At 31.2% G+C, this 20434-nt stretch carries 15 protein-coding genes and 2 tRNA genes; 3 read left to right on the forward strand and 14 right to left on the reverse strand.

The window, feature by feature from the left end; genetic code table 11:
* The 6 genes from LQ598_RS08855 to LQ598_RS08880 all read right to left on the reverse strand — a co-directional run.
* Window positions 1-2432, reverse strand: a 2432-nt coding sequence (locus LQ598_RS08855; RefSeq protein WP_239745447.1) for a type I restriction endonuclease subunit R, incomplete at its 3' end; no start/stop codon positions are given.
* A complete protein-coding gene (locus LQ598_RS08860) occupies window positions 2416-3696 on the reverse strand; it encodes a restriction endonuclease subunit S (RefSeq protein ID WP_239745426.1) in 1281 nt (426 codons plus the stop codon). The genes LQ598_RS08860 and LQ598_RS08855, both read right to left, overlap by 17 nt.
* Window positions 3686-5200 (reverse strand): class I SAM-dependent DNA methyltransferase, encoded by a 1515-nt coding sequence (locus LQ598_RS08865; RefSeq protein WP_239745449.1) that lies wholly within the window; start codon window positions 5198-5200, stop codon window positions 3686-3688. Before LQ598_RS08865 ends, LQ598_RS08860 begins: the two co-directional genes overlap by 11 nt.
* 1 nt (window position 5201) lies before the next feature.
* Window positions 5202-6509, reverse strand: coding sequence for a protein kinase domain-containing protein (locus LQ598_RS08870; protein WP_239745427.1), 1308 nt, complete (start codon window positions 6507-6509; stop codon window positions 5202-5204).
* Between the two features lie 38 nt (window positions 6510-6547).
* Entirely contained in the window at window positions 6548-7090 is a 543-nt protein-coding gene (locus LQ598_RS08875) for a hypothetical protein (RefSeq protein WP_239745428.1), read from the reverse strand.
* A gap of 2 nt (window positions 7091-7092) precedes the next feature.
* Complete coding sequence (locus LQ598_RS08880; protein ID WP_239745429.1) at window positions 7093-8694, reverse strand: N-6 DNA methylase; 1602 nt, start codon at window positions 8692-8694, stop codon at window positions 7093-7095.
* 459 nt (window positions 8695-9153) lie between these two features.
* Between LQ598_RS08880 and LQ598_RS08885 the strand changes: the two genes are divergently transcribed.
* Both LQ598_RS08885 and mcrC read left to right on the forward strand, forming a co-directional pair.
* The gene (locus tag LQ598_RS08885; protein WP_239745430.1) at window positions 9154-11292 is read left to right on the forward strand and encodes an AAA family ATPase; all 2139 of its coding nucleotides are present in this window, start codon (window positions 9154-9156) and stop codon (window positions 11290-11292) included.
* Window positions 11289-12323, forward strand: a complete 1035-nt coding sequence (mcrC, locus tag LQ598_RS08890) for a 5-methylcytosine-specific restriction endonuclease system specificity protein McrC (protein WP_239745432.1) — start codon at window positions 11289-11291, stop codon at window positions 12321-12323. The genes LQ598_RS08885 and mcrC overlap by 4 nt, the downstream gene beginning before the upstream one ends.
* A 400-nt stretch (window positions 12324-12723) precedes the next feature.
* Here the strand turns inward: mcrC and rlmH are convergent, their stop codons facing one another.
* From rlmH to LQ598_RS08930, 8 genes are all read right to left on the reverse strand, one after another.
* A complete protein-coding gene (rlmH, locus tag LQ598_RS08895; RefSeq protein WP_016911378.1) occupies window positions 12724-13203 on the reverse strand; it encodes a 23S rRNA (pseudouridine(1915)-N(3))-methyltransferase RlmH in 480 nt (159 codons plus the stop codon).
* 295 nt (window positions 13204-13498) lie between these two features.
* Window positions 13499-14281, reverse strand: coding sequence for an MBL fold metallo-hydrolase (locus tag LQ598_RS08900; protein ID WP_026023197.1), 783 nt, complete (start codon window positions 14279-14281; stop codon window positions 13499-13501).
* Window positions 14282-14319: 38 nt separating this feature from the next.
* On the reverse strand, window positions 14320-15111 hold the full coding sequence (locus LQ598_RS08905; protein ID WP_107556495.1) for a two-component system regulatory protein YycI: 792 nt from the start codon (window positions 15109-15111) through the stop codon (window positions 14320-14322).
* Window positions 15111-16433, reverse strand: coding sequence for a YycH family regulatory protein (locus LQ598_RS08910; RefSeq protein WP_107556494.1), 1323 nt, complete (start codon window positions 16431-16433; stop codon window positions 15111-15113). The genes LQ598_RS08905 and LQ598_RS08910 overlap by 1 nt, the downstream gene beginning before the upstream one ends.
* Window positions 16426-18267 carry a cell wall metabolism sensor histidine kinase WalK gene (gene walK / locus LQ598_RS08915; RefSeq protein ID WP_107536344.1) on the reverse strand — a complete coding sequence of 614 codons (1842 nt, stop codon included), beginning with the start codon at window positions 18265-18267 and terminating at the stop codon, window positions 16426-16428. The genes LQ598_RS08910 and walK overlap by 8 nt, the downstream gene beginning before the upstream one ends.
* 9 nt (window positions 18268-18276) lie before the next feature.
* Entirely contained in the window at window positions 18277-18978 is a 702-nt protein-coding gene (gene yycF / locus LQ598_RS08920; protein WP_016911383.1) for a response regulator YycF, read from the reverse strand.
* A 167-nt stretch (window positions 18979-19145) separates the two neighbouring features.
* Window positions 19146-19218, reverse strand: a tRNA-Asp gene (locus LQ598_RS08925).
* A 20-nt stretch (window positions 19219-19238) separates the two neighbouring features.
* Window positions 19239-19313: transfer RNA gene (locus LQ598_RS08930), tRNA-Glu, on the reverse strand.
* A gap of 107 nt (window positions 19314-19420) precedes the next feature.
* Here LQ598_RS08930 and LQ598_RS08935 point away from each other — a divergent pair.
* Complete coding sequence (locus tag LQ598_RS08935; protein ID WP_016911384.1) at window positions 19421-20305, forward strand: YitT family protein; 885 nt, start codon at window positions 19421-19423, stop codon at window positions 20303-20305.
* Window positions 20306-20434: the final 129 nt, after the last annotated feature.

Here is a 20434-nt window from a genome sequence, read left to right on the forward strand (position 1 = left end):
AATTTAACAAGTCCCGATTTTACTGCTTTTAAAAACGCAATTTCACTATTCAGTTCTTGAGCAGCTTCCTCAGTTGCACATAATGCAAATGCCTTAGAAAGCTCCGTCACTGTTGTCACAAATCGCTCTCTTTCTTTCTCACCTAATCCAATGATATAGTCCATCGTATTTGAGATAGCATTATAGCGATTTAATTGATCTTCTGACTCAAAGTCAGAATAGTCATGGTTATACAACATATCTTGAATGATATCGTATTTCATTAACATTAGTTCTAGCGCTTTATCTGTATCTATACCTGTTTGTTCTCTATCAGAATCCGTATACTCTTTTAGTGCTTCCTTCAGACTTTCAGCAATACCTACATAGTCAACAATTAATCCACCTGGTTTATCTTTAAATACTCTATTAACACGTGCAATAGCTTGCATTAAATTGTGACCTTTCATCGGTTTATCTATGTACATTGTGTGCATTGAAGGTACATCAAATCCTGTTAACCACATGTCTCGCACAATTACGAGTTGTAATTCATCATTAACGTCTTTCATACGATTCTCTAGAAGATTTCTTCGCTTTTTCGGACCTATATGTTTTTGGAAGTTTTGCGGATCACTAGATGAACCTGTCATTACGACTTTGATAACACCTTTGTCATCATCATCTGAATGCCATTCGGGTTTAAGTCTTACAATTTCATCATATAAATCAACTGCAATACGACGACTCATTGTGACAATCATACCCTTACCCTTCATTGCCTTCTGTCTTGTTTCAAAGTGATTAATAATATCAGTCGCTAAAGCATGTACACGTTGTTTTGCACCAGATAGAGCTTCTATACGTGACCACTTAGATTTCAATCGAGATTTAGTATCTTCTTCTTGGCCAGAAGTAATGACATCATATGCTTCATCAATATCTAAATCGGTTGGTAAATTTAATGGAATAATACGACTTTCATAGTATATTTTAACCGTACTACCGTCTTCTACAGATTGTGTCATATCATATACATCAATATAATTACCAAATACCATTTGCGTATTCTTATCTGTAGAAGATACAGGTGTTCCAGTAAAACCAACGAACGAAGCGTTAGGTAGAGCATCTCTTAAATATTTTGCATACCCATATTTAATACCTTCACCTTTTTCATCGTAAGTTGCTTTGAAACCATATTGTGTGCGGTGTGCTTCGTCTGCCATAACTACTACATTTTTACGTTCTGTTAATGCATCCATTGTCACTTGACCTTCTTCAGGTTCGAATTTCTGCATAGTTGTAAATACGATACCACCTGATTCTACAGATAATAGTTCTTTCAATTCTTTTCGTGATTCAGCTTGTTTAGGTGTTTGTCTTAATAATCCTTTACCAGAACGTCCTTTGGACTTAACAAAAGTACCATACAATTGATTGTCTAAGTCATTACGGTCTGTTACGACCACTAATGTTGGATTATTTAATTTTTGAATTAACTTTCCTGAGAAGAAAACCATTGTCAAACTCTTACCAGAACCCTGTGTATGCCAAATAACACCACCTTTACCATCACCATGTTCAGATGTTGCTTCCATAGCACGATCAACGGCTTTATTAACTGCATAATATTGATGATATGCAGCTAATATTTTAACTATATTTCCTTTACCATCATCTTGGAACAAAACAAAATGATGAATTAAATCTAATAGTACCTCTTTATTTAACATACCGTGAATCAATATATCTAAACTACGAAACGTTGATGAATCTTCAGTTTTTCCATCTTTAGTACGCCAAGTCATAAAACGATCATAATCAGCAGTTAAAGAACCAGCTTTTGTATTAACACCATCACTCGTCACTAATACTGCATTATGATTAAATAATTGTGGAATTCTCATTTTATAAGTTTCTAACTGATGGTATCCATCTTCAATACCAACAGATTCATTTGTAGAATTTTTCAGTTCAATTACCACTACTGGTAATCCATTTATGAATAACACAATATCAGGTCTTTTTTTATAATCTCCATTTTCAACAGTTAATTGATTAACCGCTAAGAAATCATTATTTCCTGGGTTATCAAAGTCGAATACATATACCAAATCATTAATCGTCTCACCGTCATCATTATAATGTTCAACCTCAATACCATTTGTAATCATTTCATGGAAAGAACGGTTATTCTCTAATAAACTAGGAGACTTCTCAATAGAAATTTCACGCATAGCCTGTTCAATTGCACTATTATTTAGTTCAGGATTAATAAGTCTCAAAGCCGCTTCCAAACGATCATCAAGCACAACATCTTTGTCGCTCTCCCGTTCATTCATAATCCCATTTTCACTACTATCTCGACCATTCTTAACAGAATAGCCAAGACCCTCAAACCACTTCAGTGCAACCTGTTCTAAATCATCTTCACTAAATTGAAAGCTCATCTTCATTCACCTCGATGTCATCAGGTATCTCAATTTCACCTGACATTAATTTTGGTAATAACGTGTCTCTTAATTGCGTCAATTTTTGGTTTTCTTGAGAAAGATGTTCTATTATTTCCATATATGGTTTTATTAAATTATCAAATTTTAGAGATATATCTTTATCTATAACTATGGGAACTTTCAATATTACATTCTTTGCAATTCTTATAACAGTTGTGCCTGTAGCGCTACCTTCTACAAACTCACGATATTTGGCAGATTGTAATAAAAAATACAATACATACTTAGGAATTGCTGTCTCAGTAATTTTAAAAACATCTAAACTAAAAATCATTGTTTTATTTAAATTAGGAATTATTGCAGGTGCTCCAAGTATTTTTCTATCTTGAGTTAAATCAGTTGCTGCAATTAAGATATCTCCAGGATTAACTAAATGTCTCTCTTTATAATCACCAAAGTAATACTTTGTTTTATTTGATTTAAAACCTGATATAAAGTTGAAATTACTAATACTTAATAGTGGAAAAGAATCACTTCTTTCATGTTGTTTATCTAGAAAAGCACCCTTATATGATAAACCTTTTATAATATCCACATAATTTCCTAATTCGTTAACTTCCCAATCTCTAGGTATCTTCCCTAATTCACTATCAACCATCACTCCGCCGCTTGATTTGTATGGATTTCCATTTTCATCAGGGAATTCAAAATCAACAAACCAACGTTTGAATAGTGTTTGAGAAAGATCTTCAAGATTTGCTATGATTTTTTTATTGGTTTCAATTTTCTTATCTATATTTTTCCCAAGGTTCACTATATAATTCTGTATATGTTTTATATTTGGAACTTTAATTTCATAACCTAGTATTGCTTTTTTATCACCACGAGGCATTTTTGTACCTTTAGCTGTTTGAGTCATATAATCAAAAAATTTGTCTTGTGATAAATAATAATATAAATAATCATTTGTTGTATTATTGCTACAAGAATTTAATATCAGTACATCATTAGAAGCACCACCTGGAATTTCTGCTTGCCAAATTTTCTTAAAGTATGGCCTGATATTGGATATTAATATATCATTTTCATAGTATTTTTTTACAGACTTAGTATTTGGTAATTTCTCAGCATTTTGCTTCCCATTACGATTTGGCAATAGATTTTCGGTAGATATATAGTTTTCTAAGCTGACGTTTTCAATTAATAATTTTTCATTCCTATATTCTATAAGTTCCCCTAATTCATATTCTTTATACTCCATAACCTAACCCCTCCAATGATTTTCGGATTTGGTTTTCGAGTTCTTTTGATTTCGCAAATTGTTCACTTAAATCTGCTGTGATTCTTTCCATTTTCTGTTCAAATGGTTCTGAATCTTCTTCTACTTCTGCTAATCCTACATAACGTCCTGGCGTTAAGATGTATTCGTTATCTTTTATTTCTTCTGTCTTTGCTACTTTACAGAAACCTGCTTTATCTTCATATTGATTATCGTTTGTTCCACGCCATGAATGATAGACATTTGCTATATCTTTTATTTCATCATCTGAAAATTCTTTTAATGTTCTTGATACCAAGCTTCCTATATTTCTAGCATCTATAAATAGTACTTCTCCACGTCGCTCATTCTTACCGTTTTTAGATTTGTTTTTTGACAGGAACCATAGACATACAGGGATAGGTGTAGAATAGAATAATTGTCCTGGTAAAGTGACTATACATTCAACTAAGTCTTGTTCAATTAAGTTTTTACGTATTTCTAATTCATCTTTACTGCTTGTAGACATCGAGCCATTCGCTAATACAAATCCTGCAGTACCACTTGGTGCAAGTTTAGAAATCATATGTTCAATCCATGCATAGTTGGCATTGCCTTTTGGAGGAATACCAAATTTCCAGCGGTAATCATCTAATAATTTTTCTTGTCCCCAATCACTTGCATTGAATGGCGGATTAGCTAATATAAAATCAGCTTTCAAGTCTTTATGTAAATCATTATGAAATGTGTCTGCATGATGATCACCTAAATCATTATCTATACCTCGAATAGCCAAATTCATTTTTGCTAATTTCCAAGTAGTTGGATTAGACTCTTGACCATAAACAGCAATATCATCTATGCGGCCTTGATGTCGTTCGATAAAATGTTCACTTTGTACAAACATTCCGCCCGACCCACAACAAGGATCATAAATTCTACCTTGATAAGGTTCAACCATTTCAACAAGTAATTTAACTATTGAAGCTGGTGTATAGAATTCCCCAGCATTTTTACCCTCAGCGCTCGCAAATTTTGCAATAAAGTATTCATAAACACGTCCCAAGACATCTTGCTTCTTACTTTCAGAGTCTCCGACCTTGAAAGTAAATAAATCAATAATATCTCCTAATTTTTCCTTGTCTAAAGCTGGTCTTGCGTAATCTTTAGGCAAGACCCCTTTTAAAGACTCATTTTCTCTTTCAATTGCTATCATAGCTTTATCGATAATTTGACCAATTTCTGGCTTCTTAGAATTATCATTTATGTATTGCCACCTCGATTCTTTAGGAACCCAGAAAATATTTTCTGCTAAGTATTCATCTTTATCTTCTTCATCTGCATATTCATCATTCAATAATTCTTCATACTTTTCCTCAAATGAATCAGAAACATATTTCAAAAATATAATACCTAATGCTACATTTTTATATTCTGCTGCATCCATACTTCCACGTAACTTATCTGCTGCTTGCCATAACTTTTCTTCAAATCCAATTGTTGCCATCTTAGTCATGCACTCCTTTTGAACTGTTAATTAAATCTAATAAATTGCTTATGTTATAATATTCATTTATTTTTTTACATTCAAAAACTTTATTTTCTTTAATTATTGCGTTTTTTAATTCTTCTAGTATAAATTTATCAGTTATACTGTTGATATATTCCCCGCACTTCTGCATAGCGTCAAAGCGATTATGAGATGTTGATACATTTATAAATGATAGTAATAAATTTATTTGTTGTTTTATTTCAATAATACTACTTTCCAGAAGGTTTAAATATTTAGCACTGATAGTATCAACATAACTAAAAATAAAAGATGAATTCTTAATATTTTCGGCAACATTATCAATAAACATATTATATTCACTTTTATTAATATCCTTTAATTTTTTATGTTTATTATTATCTAAACTAGTGAAAAAATTAGCAATTTGAACAAAATCTGTATTATTTATAATTGTAAATATCTCATCTTTACTATGTGTACTAGAGTTTCCTTCTAATATTTCCAATATATCATCAATTTCCATTTCATCAATACTTATTTCGGTATTGAAAGTGTTATTTATTGCTTTCTTAAGTTCATTAACATTTCCAAATCGATCTTCTCGATTTGGTTTAGTAGATTTTTCAATAATATACTTTAATTTAGAATCTAACTTATCTAAATGAGCCATATCAAATGCTCTGAAATCTTCAGTGAAAATTGAATATATTACACGCCCAATACTATAGATTTCAGATTTTTCATCCGCACTTTTTAAATCTTCATATTGTTCAGGAGAAATATAAAAGGGTGTACCCCAATTTGAAGTACCAGTCTTAGTTAAAGAAAGTTGAGTTTTTACTCCTTCCAATTTAGAAGACAATCCAAAATCTGTTAAATAAGGTTCGTTTTTTTCGTCAATTAAAATATTTTGAGGTTTTAAATCCCTGTGTAATATACCTTCAGATAAATAATATTCTATAGCATCTAAAATTTTTAGAATTAACTCTTGTTTATTTATATTATCAATACTATTATTTTCAATAAATGTCACTAAATTATATTTGAATTTAGGCATTACAATTATATCTTCATTATAATCAATATATATAGGCTTTACGATATTTTTATGCACAAGTTGAGTCATATATCGTATTTCTCTATCAAACCTGTGAGGTATAATTTTTTTGTGAGTATTATTTAACTTTTTCATTACTAAATTAGTATATAATTCTCCATTCCGTTCCAGTTCACACTCGTAAATTGTAGAAAAACCACCTTGATCTATAATTTCCCCTTCAATTATCTTTATATTACTCTCCATCAATAGTCCTCCATATATAAAAGTATTTGCTTAAAGTTTTAATATCTATCTATATATCTAATAGAATTTGATAAAACTGAATCTGCAATAGCATTCATTAAATTTGTTTTAGTTATTTTGAGTTCGTTTCCACTTATTAATTTATGAATTTTAGGATATAATGTTTCTGATCCATCCAATAATTTTTGAATAGGATTACCAGTATTGCCGATTCCTTTCATTTTATGAGGAGCAGCTCCAATAAATATATCTGTATATTGAGTAGAGTTTTCTAAGATTGACACATCAAAATTAGTCATATCATCATATTCAATTATTTTATATTTATCTTTCAAACCAGCTTTTTTAAATATCCCACTAATATCCTTAGACTTCAATCCACCATTTCTAACACCTAGAATCAGTACTTTAGCATTGTCATTATAGAGGTTGCCTTTATAATCGTCATTTTTTTGAAATTGATAACGGGCTAAGAAAATATCAAATTCACTCTGAGAATTGTAAAGCTTTGCTTCATTTTTTAATCTATCAAACAAATCATCTAAAAATTCATTTAGTTCCTCAATACTTAACTTACTCAACACTATTCTCCTCCATTCTCATGAAAAAGTTGTGGTAATTTATTTTGAAATCTTTGAATTTTATTCAAGTAGCTATAATACTCCACTAATTCTTCTTCCATTTTAAATGCAATATCTTCTTGGGATTCTTGGCCCAATAAAGAAACCTTATATTCTTGTAATGCTTTCTGAGAAATAACATTAATAACTGTTCCTGTCATTAATTGTTCAAATTGTTCTGTACCTATTTGGCTTGTCAAAAATGCAAATAAATAGTAAGGATTAATTTTATTATCTTTCACTCTCAAAATATTAAAGTTAGAAGATATAATGATATTATTACTTGCTAAATTTTCATTAACAATTGCTATTTTAAGTTCCGAACTTCTAGTACTTATTACAATGTCCATAGGTTTAAGTAGATATTTATCATATTCATCAAGTATCTCTTGGCTGATTTTTTGTTTAGGTATATTAATTTTAAAATCTTTTAAATCGGAAAGATTTAATAAATAACCCGCTTTATCTTTGTTTTGTTCATCATCAAGCTTTTTCTTAGATACATCTTTTCCTCGAATAGCTTCTACGATATCTGTCAGCTTAACAGGATTAAGAAGACGATCTTCAATATTAACTAAGTATCTTACAGGTGATAAATTATAATCATTGTTTTTTATTACTTCTTTACTAACTTTTTTCGAAATTTCTGTATCTGAACTCAGCCCGTTCATAATGCTTTTAATATCTTTGGTCTCAAAGGCTTTTTGTAGTCTCCCTTTTTTAGTATATGTTTCAGAAGCATTGACAAAGACTACATTATCTTCACTGTTTTTCTGTAAAACTAATAAAGTAGTTGATATAGCAGTATTGGTAATTAAATTTGACGGTAGTTGTATAACTGCTTTTACTAAATTATTTTCAATTAAATCTTTTCGAATATCTTTTGCCATTTCAGTAGACATTGCGGCATCTCTTAATACAATGACTCCAACACCATCATCATTTAGGTTATTTAATATACGGTTTGTAAATATCCATTCAGAAAATTTACTTCTTGTTTTTAAGTAATTTGTAGCTGCATTTTTTTCGATTTTTTTCAATCTTTCGTTATCTGCATTCAAAAAGAGTGCGTCTGAATATATATAATCAAATTTATCTTTATTTGCAAAATTTAAAGTAGAATCAGTGTTAATGATTTCAATATTTGGTTTTGATTTTGAAAGTAGTACTTTACTAGCATTGGCAGATTTGGTATTGATTTCTTCACCACGTAAATATTTAAATTGTCCCTCAGTACTTGATCTCCATAGCATATGTCCAGAACCAGACCCTAAATCTAAAAGTGAATTTCCATTGTTATATTTTTTAAAGATAGATAAAGCCAAAGATTCAATCGAATCAGTGTAGTTAGCAATAGCATTTCTATTCATTGTTTGGAGTGTGTAGTAAGTATTTTGTAATTCTGAAAAATTAAGTGTTTTTAACTTTTGAATTAATTCTTCCGCTATTTCAGCTTTAGATTCTATTTCAATATCTTCACCTTTTATAATATTAATTATTAACTCTTGTATTTCTTCTAATGACATAGTTCCTCTTAATTTATCAATATAATTAAATAATTCCATTTGATTACCTTCCTTCCGGTTAATGTTAACCTAACTATAAATCAACCTTCCATTTTTGTCAATGGTTAAATTTAACCATTGACAAAAATGGATTACTAGCTTCATTATAGTTGTTAAATATGAGCATTAGCGATTATTAAAAAGTAGAATTATATTTAGGGATTGTTAGCAATATCACTAATAAGGGGAAGCGTATCGCAAATAAAGCTAGACAATAAGTTGTAATTAGCATGATAAATTTATTGAGGTTAAAATGAAATATATGGATATGAAAATGACAGATATTAAATCGATTAATGTTCTAATTTAATTTTGAAGATAGAATTAAACCAATTGTTGGAAGATTAGAATATGTGGTAGGAGCTAAAGAATTTTAATACTAATCATATGTTATATTTGATTTAATAAAATATAAATAAAAAGTTATCGTAACGGTATTTATAGGGGGATCAGGATTTAATGAAAAGTGCAATAGATATAACGTGGGTTGATTTTTATAAAGAATTTGCTATAAAACTATTGAAATATCATGAAAATCGTAAGGATTTAATTGAAAAAGTAAAAAAAATATATAAAATGACTGAAATTAAACTACCAACTTTAGAGAGAAATAATGATTTAACAGATATTGATCCATTTACAGTGTTTGCTTTATTTAATAAAAGCAGGTTAACTTTAGCAAATAAGGTGAAAATATTGGAAGCAATAGCAGAACTTTTCGAAATTAAGGCAGAATTACCAAATAGTTTTGAGAGTATTCCAACTATCAATAATATGGGAGCTACATTTTATTATTTTAAAGGTGACCGCAATGCAAATGATATTGATGAACTTTGGATGCTATTTAACGCAGCATTAGAATTTGCTAATGATCCTACATCTACTTCTCAAGAAAAATTCATAGAATATTTTGATAAAGTTATGTCCAAAAAAGGAATTCATAATAGTAAATTGACAAGTGGTTTATACTGGATTGCTCCAGAAAAATTTGTCAATCTCGATTCTCGTTCTAGATGGTATATATATGAATCTGGTGAAATTACTGGTGAAACAATAAATAGGTTACCTAGAATAAATGGCAAATTATCAGGTGAAGAGTACATAGAAATAATAGATAACATACAAGATTATCTTTCAAATGAAGAAATTTTAATTGATAACTTTATTGAATTGAGTTACGATGCTTGGCTTTATTCTGAAAAAATTAATTTACAAAAAAAGAATAAAATTGAAACAACAGATGCAGATAAAGATGTTGAATCAATGAATTATTGGATATTTTCACCAGGGTCGCAAGCAATTAATTGGGATGCGTTTTATAAAAAAGGACTTATGGCGATAGGTTGGGAAGAATTAGAAGATTTTTCAATGTATACAAGTAGAGGAGATATGAAAGAAAAGTTACAAGAAATTAATGGAAATACAAACAGCTATATTAATATTACGAATGCTATTTGGCAATTTACTAATGAAATGAAAATTGGAGATATTGTTTATGTTAAAAAGGGCCAAAAACAAATAATTGGCTGGGGAATAGTTACTTCTGAACATGAGTATCATCCAAATCAAGAATTTAAAAATATTCGTACAGTCGATTGGAAAGATAAAGGAGAATGGATCACTTCTATAAAGCCAGCCCCTAAAACTTTAACCAATATTACACCATATAATGATTTTCTTGAAAATCTTAAAATATTATTTGAAGAAGATAAAATTGATATAGAAGATGAAACAGAAGTAGTCTTACCAAATTATGATAGAAATCATTTTTTAAATGATGTATTTATGGAAGAAGAGGATTATCTTAAGTTAGTAAATTTAGTTAGAAGAAAGAAAAATGTTATTTTACAAGGCGCTCCAGGTGTTGGTAAGACTTTTGTAGCTAAACGACTAGCTTATTCAATGATGGGAGTAAAGGATAAAAAACGTGTTCAAATGGTTCAATTTCATCAAAATTATTCTTATGAAGATTTTGTTATGGGATTTAGACCGACAGAATCCGGGTTCGAACTCCGTAAAGGAACATTCTACAATTTTTGTAAACGAGCAGAAAATGATATAGAAAATGATTATTTCTTTATTATTGATGAAATTAACCGTGGAAATCTAAGTAAGATTTTAGGGGAACTATTCATGTTAATAGAGAATGATAAACGCGGAACAGAACTTCAGTTATTATACGCAGACGAAAAGTTTTCTGTCCCTCCAAATATTTATATTCTTGGAATGATGAATACAGCTGATCGCAGTTTAACAATGTTAGATTATGCATTGCGTAGACGATTTGCCTTTTATAATATGACAACAGGATTTATGACAACAGGATTTAGTTCATATCAAGAAAAGCTAGCTAGTTCTAAATTTGATTCTCTTATTCAATGTATTTTAAATTTGAACTCTGAAATTAAAAGAGATGAGTCACTTGGTGAAGGATTTATTATTGGCCATAGTTATTTCTGCAACTTATCAAATGTTACTGACTATGAATTAGAAAATATAGTAGAATATGAAATTATTCCGTTAATAAATGAATATTGGTTTGATGAACCAGATAAGGTAGATTCATGGTCTGGAAAATTAAGAGGAGCTATTCAATGATAGCTATTAAGAATGTGTATTATATGTTGTCATATGCATATAAAGTACTAAATGAAAAAGGTTACCGTAAAGTCGCGACGGAAGATTTCGAGAATGCAATTGATTTGTATGCAGCTATTTTAATTAAGGGCGTATCTATTCAACTAAAACGTGGCTTACATCATGAATACGTAGAAGAAAAAGAATCTTTGAAAATGGTTCGAGGCAAAATTAATATCACAGAATCTATTAAAAATCTAGATATCATGAATCAGAAGCTCAATTGTTCATATGATGAGTTTTCGATTAATATGTATATGAATAAGATAATTAAAACAACTATGATTTTGTTACTTAAAACTGAAATTTCAAATGAGAGAAAGAAAAAAATTAAAAAGTTATTATTATTTTTTGACAAAGTAGATACATTAGAAAAACATAATATCAATTGGAATTTACAATTTACTCGTAATAATCAAACATATAAAATGTTAACGTCTATATGTTATCTAATTATTAAAAGATTACTACAGTCAAAAAAAGATGGAAGTAATCAACTAATGGATTACTCAGATGAGCAACAACTATCACGTTTATTTGAAAAATTTATCTTTGAATATTACAAAAAAGAATTTCCGCAATTAACAGTTACAGCGTCCTATATTCCTTGGATGGTAGATGATGGAGTTAGGGATATGTTACCTGTGATGAAGACCGATATTATCCTTTCATATAATAATAAATATTTAATAATTGATACTAAGTATTATACTAAAACACTACAAAATAACTATGGTGTTAATAAAATTCATTCTGGAAATCTGTATCAAATTTTCACCTATGTTAAAAATCTAGATATTGATTTAAAAGAAAAGTCAGCAAAAGTTTCGGGAATGTTACTTTATGCTAAAACTGATGAAAAAGTATTTCCCGACAATGACTATCAAATGAGTGGAAATCATATTAGTGTAAAAACATTAGATCTAAATTGCGATTTTATTCAAGTTTCAGAGCAATTGAACCAAATAATACTTGAATATTTTAAAATTTGATTTACTGCTGGGTTAATTATATTTTATAACTAATACTATATTTATAGACTTCTACTTTCTAACAGTTTTTGTGCTCACTTTTTCCGCGACTAATTTCTTAGTCTATAGTCTTCGTCTAATAGTTTTCTCACAAAAGTTGACACAATTTACTCCTAAAAGCATATGCTAACAGGACATAAATAAAAAGAGACAAACCCTACGCAAATTAATTTACGTAGGGTTTGTCTACTTGTTAATATAGTGATTTAAAATTTTCTTTAATAATGAGTTCATTTTCTTCTATATTATTAACAACGGGAACCTTATCAAAAAACCGCATCATTTATGATATGCTTCTGCTTATCGGGTAGTAATGCGGTATTTGAAATAGCTTTTATTATACACAATCTATTTTTTAGTTTTATTTGTGATACGCTTCCCCACGCATTATCTTAAATGCTCTATATACTTGCTCCATCAACACGACTTTCATCATTTGATGTGGGAAGGTCATTTTGCTGAATGATAGGGCGTAGTTGCTGCGTTGGAGTACTTTACTATGCAATCCGTTTGATCCGCCAATAATAAATGTGATGTGTGAATTTCCTCGTGTCATGAGGTTATCGATTTCTTTACTAAGCTGTTCGCTTGTTAACATCTTACCTTCTATTTCCAGGGTAATGACGTAACTGTCTTGTTTTACTCTCGACATAATACGGTCCGCTTCTTTTTCTTTCACGATCTCTATATCTTTTTCGCTCATATTATCTGGTGCTTTTTCGTCTGCTACTTCGATTAATTCTGTCTTCGTATAAGCGCCTAATCTCTTATTATATTCGTCTACGGCTTGTTTCCAGTACTTCTCTTTTAGTTTACCGACTGTTATGATTGTTATTTTCATCATTATCCACCTTTATTCATTGTCTTAAAAGTTATCCACAGGTTATCAACTTATGCACAGTTTTCTTTATCATTATATCAACATTTCAATATTTTTGTATATTTTCTTAATATTTAGTCGTTTATTTTTATACATTTTGGTGCTATTTATCCACTGAATTATATACATTGTGGATAGAATGGTGGATAACCCATGTAGTTATGCACAGTTTGTGGACAATTGTGTATAACTGTGGGTATATCTGTGGACAAACTAAAAAGATATCCCCAATTTCAGAATTGGGGATATCTTTTGCCTATATATAATATATTGGCGTTGCTTTTTCTTTATCTGTGTCGCATAAGATGACTTCTTTGTTTGTATCTATGTCGTTTTCGTTTAATATTTGTCCTACGCTCATTCTTGCTAAATCTTTCATGTTATTATCTTGGCTCAAGTGAGAAAGATAAATGCGTTTTGTATTACCTGTTATCACGTCACACATTGCATGTGCTGCGTCTTCATTAGATACGTGACCCATATCACTTAATATACGTTGTTTGGTCTTCCATGGATATCTACCCATTCTTAACATATCTACGTCGTGATTGCTTTCAAATACAAATGCATCACTACCATGTATCATACCTTTCATTCTGTCTGACACATATCCTGTATCTGTTATCATTGTTAATTTTTTATAGTCATGATTGAAGATATAGAACTGTGGGTCTATCGCATCGTGTGACACGCTGAATGACTCGATATCAATACCTGCTAATGTTTTTGTTTCATATGGTTCAAAGTTAAACTTTTGATCAAGTGGTATATTTTTATCTTTAGCTTCTATCATTTGCCACGTCTTCTTGTTGGCATAGATAGGTAGTTTATATTTTCTTGCAAGTACGCCTAACCCTTTTATGTGATCGACATGTTCGTGGGTTACTAAGATGCCTTCTAAGTCGCTGATGTTACGGTCTATTTGTTGAAACAGACCTTCTAATTTTTTACCTGTCAACCCTGCGTCTACGAGTAGGCTTCCTTTATCTGATTCTATATAAGTGGCATTTCCTGTACTGCCACTTGCGAGTACGCTCATTGCGATCACAAGTGTTCATCTCCTTTAATTACCTTCTCTTATGATTCTTCTAACACAGTTGATTCTGGTTTGATTGCATCAATGTACAATACTTTAGTCTTACTTTTACCGTTTTCTTCGGATTTAATTTTGACTTCCCATGAAGGAACAAGTACTTGTCCTCCAATTTCTTTAACGACACTATAATAGCCTAATCTCACGGATTCTACTTTATCACCTTTTTTAAGGTATGTGTTGTAATACAATATGTCTAAAGCTGTCTTAGCATCTGCAATTTTTTGCTTATGATTGTTATCTCCGTTACCTGGTTTCAGTTTATCTAAATATGTTTGTGTATATTTATTTGCTTTACCGTCTTCTATATTAAAGACGATTTGCCCTTTACTATTATTCAGTATAGGTAAACCTTCATAGTTTTGTTCGTAAATCACTTTATTTTTATCTGTGTTGTTACTTTTATCTTTGTATTCTTTACCTTTAAAGGACTCTTTATTGATGAAGTTTTTGAATGATGCTTGTTTGCTACCTTTATCTAAGTCTACATTGATGTCTTTATTAATCTGTGTGTCTTTTTCAGTTAATGTATACACACCTTCAAGTTCATCAGAACTAAATGATTTACTACTGCCTGTTATAGCTTGCATTTCTTTATCTTTATACTCTGGTAATTGTGGAATTTCTATTCCTTCTTTTGAGAAATTCACATCTGATTGTGCGTTAGATTCTTGAACGATCGAGTTGTTAATTTTATTAAAATAGACGACGACCAATCCAATGTTAATCAAAACGAACACAATGATGAAGAGTGACTTGGCATGTTTCCAATCCATTAAGTAAGCCCTCCATTCTCATATCTTTTCCATTCACCATCATATTTAATATACCATTTTGGCGTGAATTCAATTGTATCTTGTAAATTATCAATTTCATTATTTGGTATTGATAAATCATATCCAATAGCCATGTTTGTAACTTTATTAAAGTCTATTTGTGCATTAGAAGCTAAACCGTATCTCACTTCTTCTGATGAAGGCAATTCATCTGCTTCTTTTTTAGACGGTACTGCTACACCTGTTGTGATCAATCCTCTATTATATTCATTAATCGTATCTCTACCCCACACAGCTTCGATTGAAGATAGCTTATCATCATTAAATACTGGATAGTTGTTTAAGAACATTTGGTAATCGATTTTACCCGTCTTCTGATCGGTATCAAATAAACGGAACTCATCTGTATATCCTGCATGTTCATTAATAAATTTAAATGTATTCGTAATCGATTTAGAAATATCTTTTTGACGATTTTCATCTTCCGATAAATTCGTATAACGATACGTTTGCTTTTCTTCGTTTACAGTAGAAATCCCCGTATTATTGTTATATGTTGAAATGTTATCTTCGTTACTGCGTGCAATAACAGATTCTCCAAGAATAACATCATTTAAGTCCGCTACTGATATTTTATTAGATACATAACGGTAAATGTTCATATTATCAGCAGTTTCAGGTGCATAAATTTGGTTGATTTCATTTGTAGTCGTTTCATTCGTAATGATACCCGTATAAGGTTTCAAATCTGATGCAGCTGCTTTATTAATTTGATCGAATTTATGACTTTTCATCGTCGTTTGTAGCTTTACAGCTTTACGTTTATCTTCACTTAATAAATAAACAACCGCTTCGTTTGTAGACTTAGTATCTACTAAAATTCTATCAAAATTAACTTTAGGATAATAACTCATGTTCATGCCTAATACTTGATTCAAGTACATTTCACTCGGGACACTGTCAGGGAAGTCTAAAATCGTATAACGTTCAGATAAATCTTCAAGTTCAACAACTGATTCACTGCTTAAAATATCAACTTTCTTAACTTCTTTGCTCAACATTTGATCCGTTATTCTTTTAATATCTTTTACATTAGACGTCCCTTTCACGTCTGTGCCATTGCGATTAATCATTCTAAAAGGCATAATCACGCTATCAATAGGCTTACTAATCTTAGGTCCAATAGAAGGTGTATCGGTATTAACATCCGTTTCCAAGTCTGTCAGTTCAGGTGTGAATGTCCATACACGGTATGTCATAAATACACTGACTAACACAAGGATTATGAGAATAGCAGATTTAATAACTTCTCTATTACGCATCCCAATCACCAAACTCATCTTCCATGACTTCACATGGCAAGGTAATATAAATAGATGTGCCTTGACCTTCTTTACTATTAGCCCAAATTCTACCTTTATGTGCTTCAACGATTTCTTTAGTAATCGCTAAACCTAATCCAGTACCGCCCATCTTACGCGCTCTTGCTTTATCTACTCTATAGAAACGATCAAATATTTTATCTACTTTATTAACAGGTATACCGATACCATTATCTTTAATCTGGATCGTCATTCTGTTATATAACGTATTTTGTTTCACATGAAACTCTACACGTTTTTGAGATTCTTGAGAATATTTAATCGCGTTTGTTATAACATTATCAAACACTTGTGTCATCTTGTCAGGATCAATTTCTACAAATAGTCCTTTAACTGGTATATCACGAATAAATGTTACATTCTTACCTTGTGACATTTCATGTCTGTTAATAATTTTATTGATGAACATATTGAAGTCAATCAACTCTGAATTCATTTGATCGCTTGAATTGTCCATTTTAGATAGCTGTAATAAATCATTCACGAGACGTATCATGCGATCGGTTTCTTCTCGTGTAACATTTAAGAATGTAGGCGCAACTTCTGGATCACGCCAAGCACCTTCTTCTAATGCTTCTATATAACTTCTCATGGATGTTAACGGTGTTCGTAATTCATGTGAAACATTCGCAACAAATTCGCGTCGTTCATTCTCTAAAATATGTTGTTCCGTAACATCGTGTAATACCGCAATATAACCATTAATAAAGCCGGTATCTTGAATGATTGTACTGAAGTTAACGCGTGCAATGATACCCTCTTCTTCGTTTACATCGATAATGAAGCTATCATTGTTCTCTTGTAAATCATCTAATGAGTAATCATCATCAATATTAAGAATGTCTAATATATGTTTAGCTTCTACATCAGAACGTTCTAGCCCTAACATCTTAAGCGCCATTTCATTGATGATTCGTACGCGACCACGTCTATCCGTCGCTAATACACCGTCACTCATATGTGTGATAACAGAGTCGAGACGTCGTTTTTCACTTTCAGTATTCGCTTGTGCTTCTTGTACACGTTTCGATAAGTTATTAAATGATAAGGCCAGTTCACCAATTTCATCATTTCCATATATCTTCACGCGCTGTGTATAGTTACCTTTAGACATTTCTAATGTTTGGTTACGCATATCTGATATTGGTTTCGTAATTGTTCTCGCAATAAAGAAACCGAGCACAATTGTGATCAATAATGAGATTGCCGTACCTATAATGAAAATCTGGTTAATGTTGTTTAACTGCTCATATACAGAATCAATATCTGATTCAACGTATATATCTCCTACAACTTCACCTTCATATTTAACGGGTTTATTTTTAATCCACACTCTGTTACTATCTGAAGAATCATTTTTCAAAACGATTTTATCATTGGATTTACCTAACGATAATGCCTTTTGTACAGAGCTATCATTTACTTTTTGATTGACGGTATTCTGATTTGTAGCTTTAGATGTCGCAACGATAATTTGATCTTGATCAATAAATCTAATTTCATCAATTTCAGTTCGGTTTGCATAGTCATCTAATATACCTTGTATTTCTTTTTGGAAGTTCCGATTTGGATCTTCTGAGTTGTACGTTTTCTTTATGTTGTAATTAATCTGTTTCACGTGTTGCTCAATGTTTGTCTTGAAGTTACGTGTCAGTTCTTTCTCAAGACTGTTTGTAAAATACAAACCGATAATTTGCATACCAATAATGATTAATAAAACATAAATGACGACAAGTTTAATGTGTAAGGACTGAAATTTCTTTAGCCAATTCATACTATCAGCCTACTCTTGCGTTTGTAGGAAATAACCCACACCTCTACGCGTTACGATATATTCTGGATGAGATGCATCGTCTTCGATCTTTTCACGTAGTCGGCGTATCGTTACGTCTACAGTACGCACGTCACCGAAGTAATCATAACCCCATACAGTTTGTAGTAAATGTTCACGCGTCATAACTTGTCCAATATGTTTCGCTAAATAATGGAATAACTCAAACTCACGATGTGTTAATTCGATATCTCCACCACGCTTTTTAATTGAATAAGCATCTGGATATACTGTAATATCTTTAATAACAATTTCATTCGTTTCTTCATTTTCTGCTTGAGTAGGTTGTGAATAATGTCTACGTAAGTTCGCTTTAACACGCGCAATCAATTCACGTGTTGAAAATGGTTTCGTAACATAATCATCTGCACCGAGTTCTAAACCTAACACTTTATCAATTTCTGAGTCTTTAGCTGTTAACATAATGATAGGCATTTCAAATTTCTTTCGAACTTCTCGACAAACTTCCATTCCATCTCTACCAGGTAACATAATATCTAATAACACTATGTCTGGTTCCTCTGCATATATCAAATCTACTGCGTCATTACCGTCATATGCGCAATAAACATCATAACCTTCTTTTTTTAAATTAAATTCAAGTATATCTGCTATTGGTTTTTCATCATCAACGACTACTATTTTTCTAGCCATATGTTTACCTCATTTCTTTTTGAAAATAAGTATCTTCAAGCACACTCTCGTGCATGATATCCTATACTATAATTTAACACTATTTGTCCATTAATTCTATTGTTTGGCGTTATTCTATAATTGTACAACAAAAAAATGCTTATCGTTATTACGATAAGCATTAAAAGCGGTCCCGACGGGAATCGAACCCGCGATCTCCTGCGTGACAGGCAGGCATGTTAACCGCTACACCACGGGACCTTATATGTATATAATTTAGATGGTGACCCCTACGGGATTCGAACCCGTGTTACCGCCGTGAAAGGGCGGTGTCTTAACCGCTTGACCAAGGGGCCTCTGTTTAACACAAGATTGATTATAGCATGACTGTTATACAGAAGACAAGATTTTATTCAAAATTTTTTATATAATATAAATAGAAGTAATAAAAAGGGATGATGATATGGAGCAAGCGCAAGTTATTAAAAAAGGACATCGCAAATTAAGTAAAGGAGAAATCCTGAAACGATTCATTTTTATCACGATAGGTAGCGTGTTAATGGGCGTTGGATTAGAACTATTTTTAGTCCCTAACAAATTACTTGATGGCGGAATAGTAGGCATCGCGATTATTTTAAGTCATTTAACTAATATGAAACTCGGACTATTTATATTCATATTGAATATTCCCTTTTTCTTTTTAGGTTATAAACAAATTGGTAAGACATTTACGATTTCGACTATTTATGCGATAACCGTCTTATCAATTACAACTGCCTATTTACATCATTTTGAACCTTTTATTAAAGAAACCTTTTTGGTTACAATTTTTGGTGGCGCAATTATAGGTTTAGGTGTCGGTCTCGTCATTAGATATGGCGGATCTTTAGACGGTTCTGAAATCAGTGCAATTTTAGTGAGTAGTAAAGCACCTTTTTCAGTTGGAGAAATCGTGATGCTCATTAACTGTTTCATATTCGCAGCAGCCGGATTTGTATTCAATTGGGAGTCGGCCATGTTTTCCGTAATCGCATACTTTATCGCAGCTAAAATGATTGATGTGACCGTTCAAGGATTTGATGAATCAAAAGCAGTATGGATTATTAGCGATACATATCGAGACATCGGTGAAGCAATTAACGACCGTCTAGGTAGAGGTGTAACTTATCTTAATGGAGAAGGCGCTTATACAGGCGAAGATAAAAAAGTCGTATTCTGTGTAATCACTCGACTAGAAGAATCTAAACTAAAAGATATCGTTACTGAAATCGACAATACCGCATTTCTATCAATAGGAGATGTCAGCGAAGTTAAAGGTGGACGCTTTAAAAAGAGAGAAATTCATTAATATTGAATAAAAACGCATGAAAACTTATAAATTTAGTATGTGAGTTAGACATCCGTATGATAGGGGAGTCTTAATAAAGCTTGAAACGATAAGTTTTTGTGCTTTTTTATTTTAAGTTGGTTATGATAT

The sequence above is a fragment of the Mammaliicoccus sp. F-M27 genome (assembly GCF_022387115.1).
Lineage (GTDB): Bacteria > Bacillota > Bacilli > Staphylococcales > Staphylococcaceae > Mammaliicoccus > Mammaliicoccus vitulinus.

What these genes read in the sequence shown, in the direction of transcription:
- LQ598_RS08860 (WP_239745426.1), bottom strand. Translation starts at nt 3,696, where the DNA reads ATGGAGTATAAAGAATATGAATTAGGGGAACTTATAGAATATAGGAAT.
- LQ598_RS08865 (WP_239745449.1), bottom strand. Translation starts at nt 5,200, where the DNA reads ATGGCAACAATTGGATTTGAAGAAAAGTTATGGCAAGCAGCAGATAAG.
- LQ598_RS08870 (WP_239745427.1), bottom strand. Translation starts at nt 6,509, where the DNA reads ATGGAGAGTAATATAAAGATAATTGAAGGGGAAATTATAGATCAAGGT.
- LQ598_RS08880 (WP_239745429.1), bottom strand. Translation starts at nt 8,694, where the DNA reads ATGGAATTATTTAATTATATTGATAAATTAAGAGGAACTATGTCATTA.
- LQ598_RS08885 (WP_239745430.1), top strand. Translation starts at nt 9,154, where the DNA reads ATGAAAAGTGCAATAGATATAACGTGGGTTGATTTTTATAAAGAATTT.
- mcrC (WP_239745432.1), top strand. Translation starts at nt 11,289, where the DNA reads ATGATAGCTATTAAGAATGTGTATTATATGTTGTCATATGCATATAAA.
- rlmH (WP_016911378.1), bottom strand. Translation starts at nt 13,203, where the DNA reads ATGAAAATAACAATCATAACAGTCGGTAAACTAAAAGAGAAGTACTGG.
- LQ598_RS08900 (WP_026023197.1), bottom strand. Translation starts at nt 14,281, where the DNA reads ATGAGCGTACTCGCAAGTGGCAGTACAGGAAATGCCACTTATATAGAA.
- LQ598_RS08905 (WP_107556495.1), bottom strand. Translation starts at nt 15,111, where the DNA reads ATGGATTGGAAACATGCCAAGTCACTCTTCATCATTGTGTTCGTTTTG.
- LQ598_RS08910 (WP_107556494.1), bottom strand. Translation starts at nt 16,433, where the DNA reads ATGCGTAATAGAGAAGTTATTAAATCTGCTATTCTCATAATCCTTGTG.
- walK (WP_107536344.1), bottom strand. Translation starts at nt 18,267, where the DNA reads ATGAATTGGCTAAAGAAATTTCAGTCCTTACACATTAAACTTGTCGTC.
- yycF (WP_016911383.1), bottom strand. Translation starts at nt 18,978, where the DNA reads ATGGCTAGAAAAATAGTAGTCGTTGATGATGAAAAACCAATAGCAGAT.
- LQ598_RS08935 (WP_016911384.1), top strand. Translation starts at nt 19,421, where the DNA reads ATGGAGCAAGCGCAAGTTATTAAAAAAGGACATCGCAAATTAAGTAAA.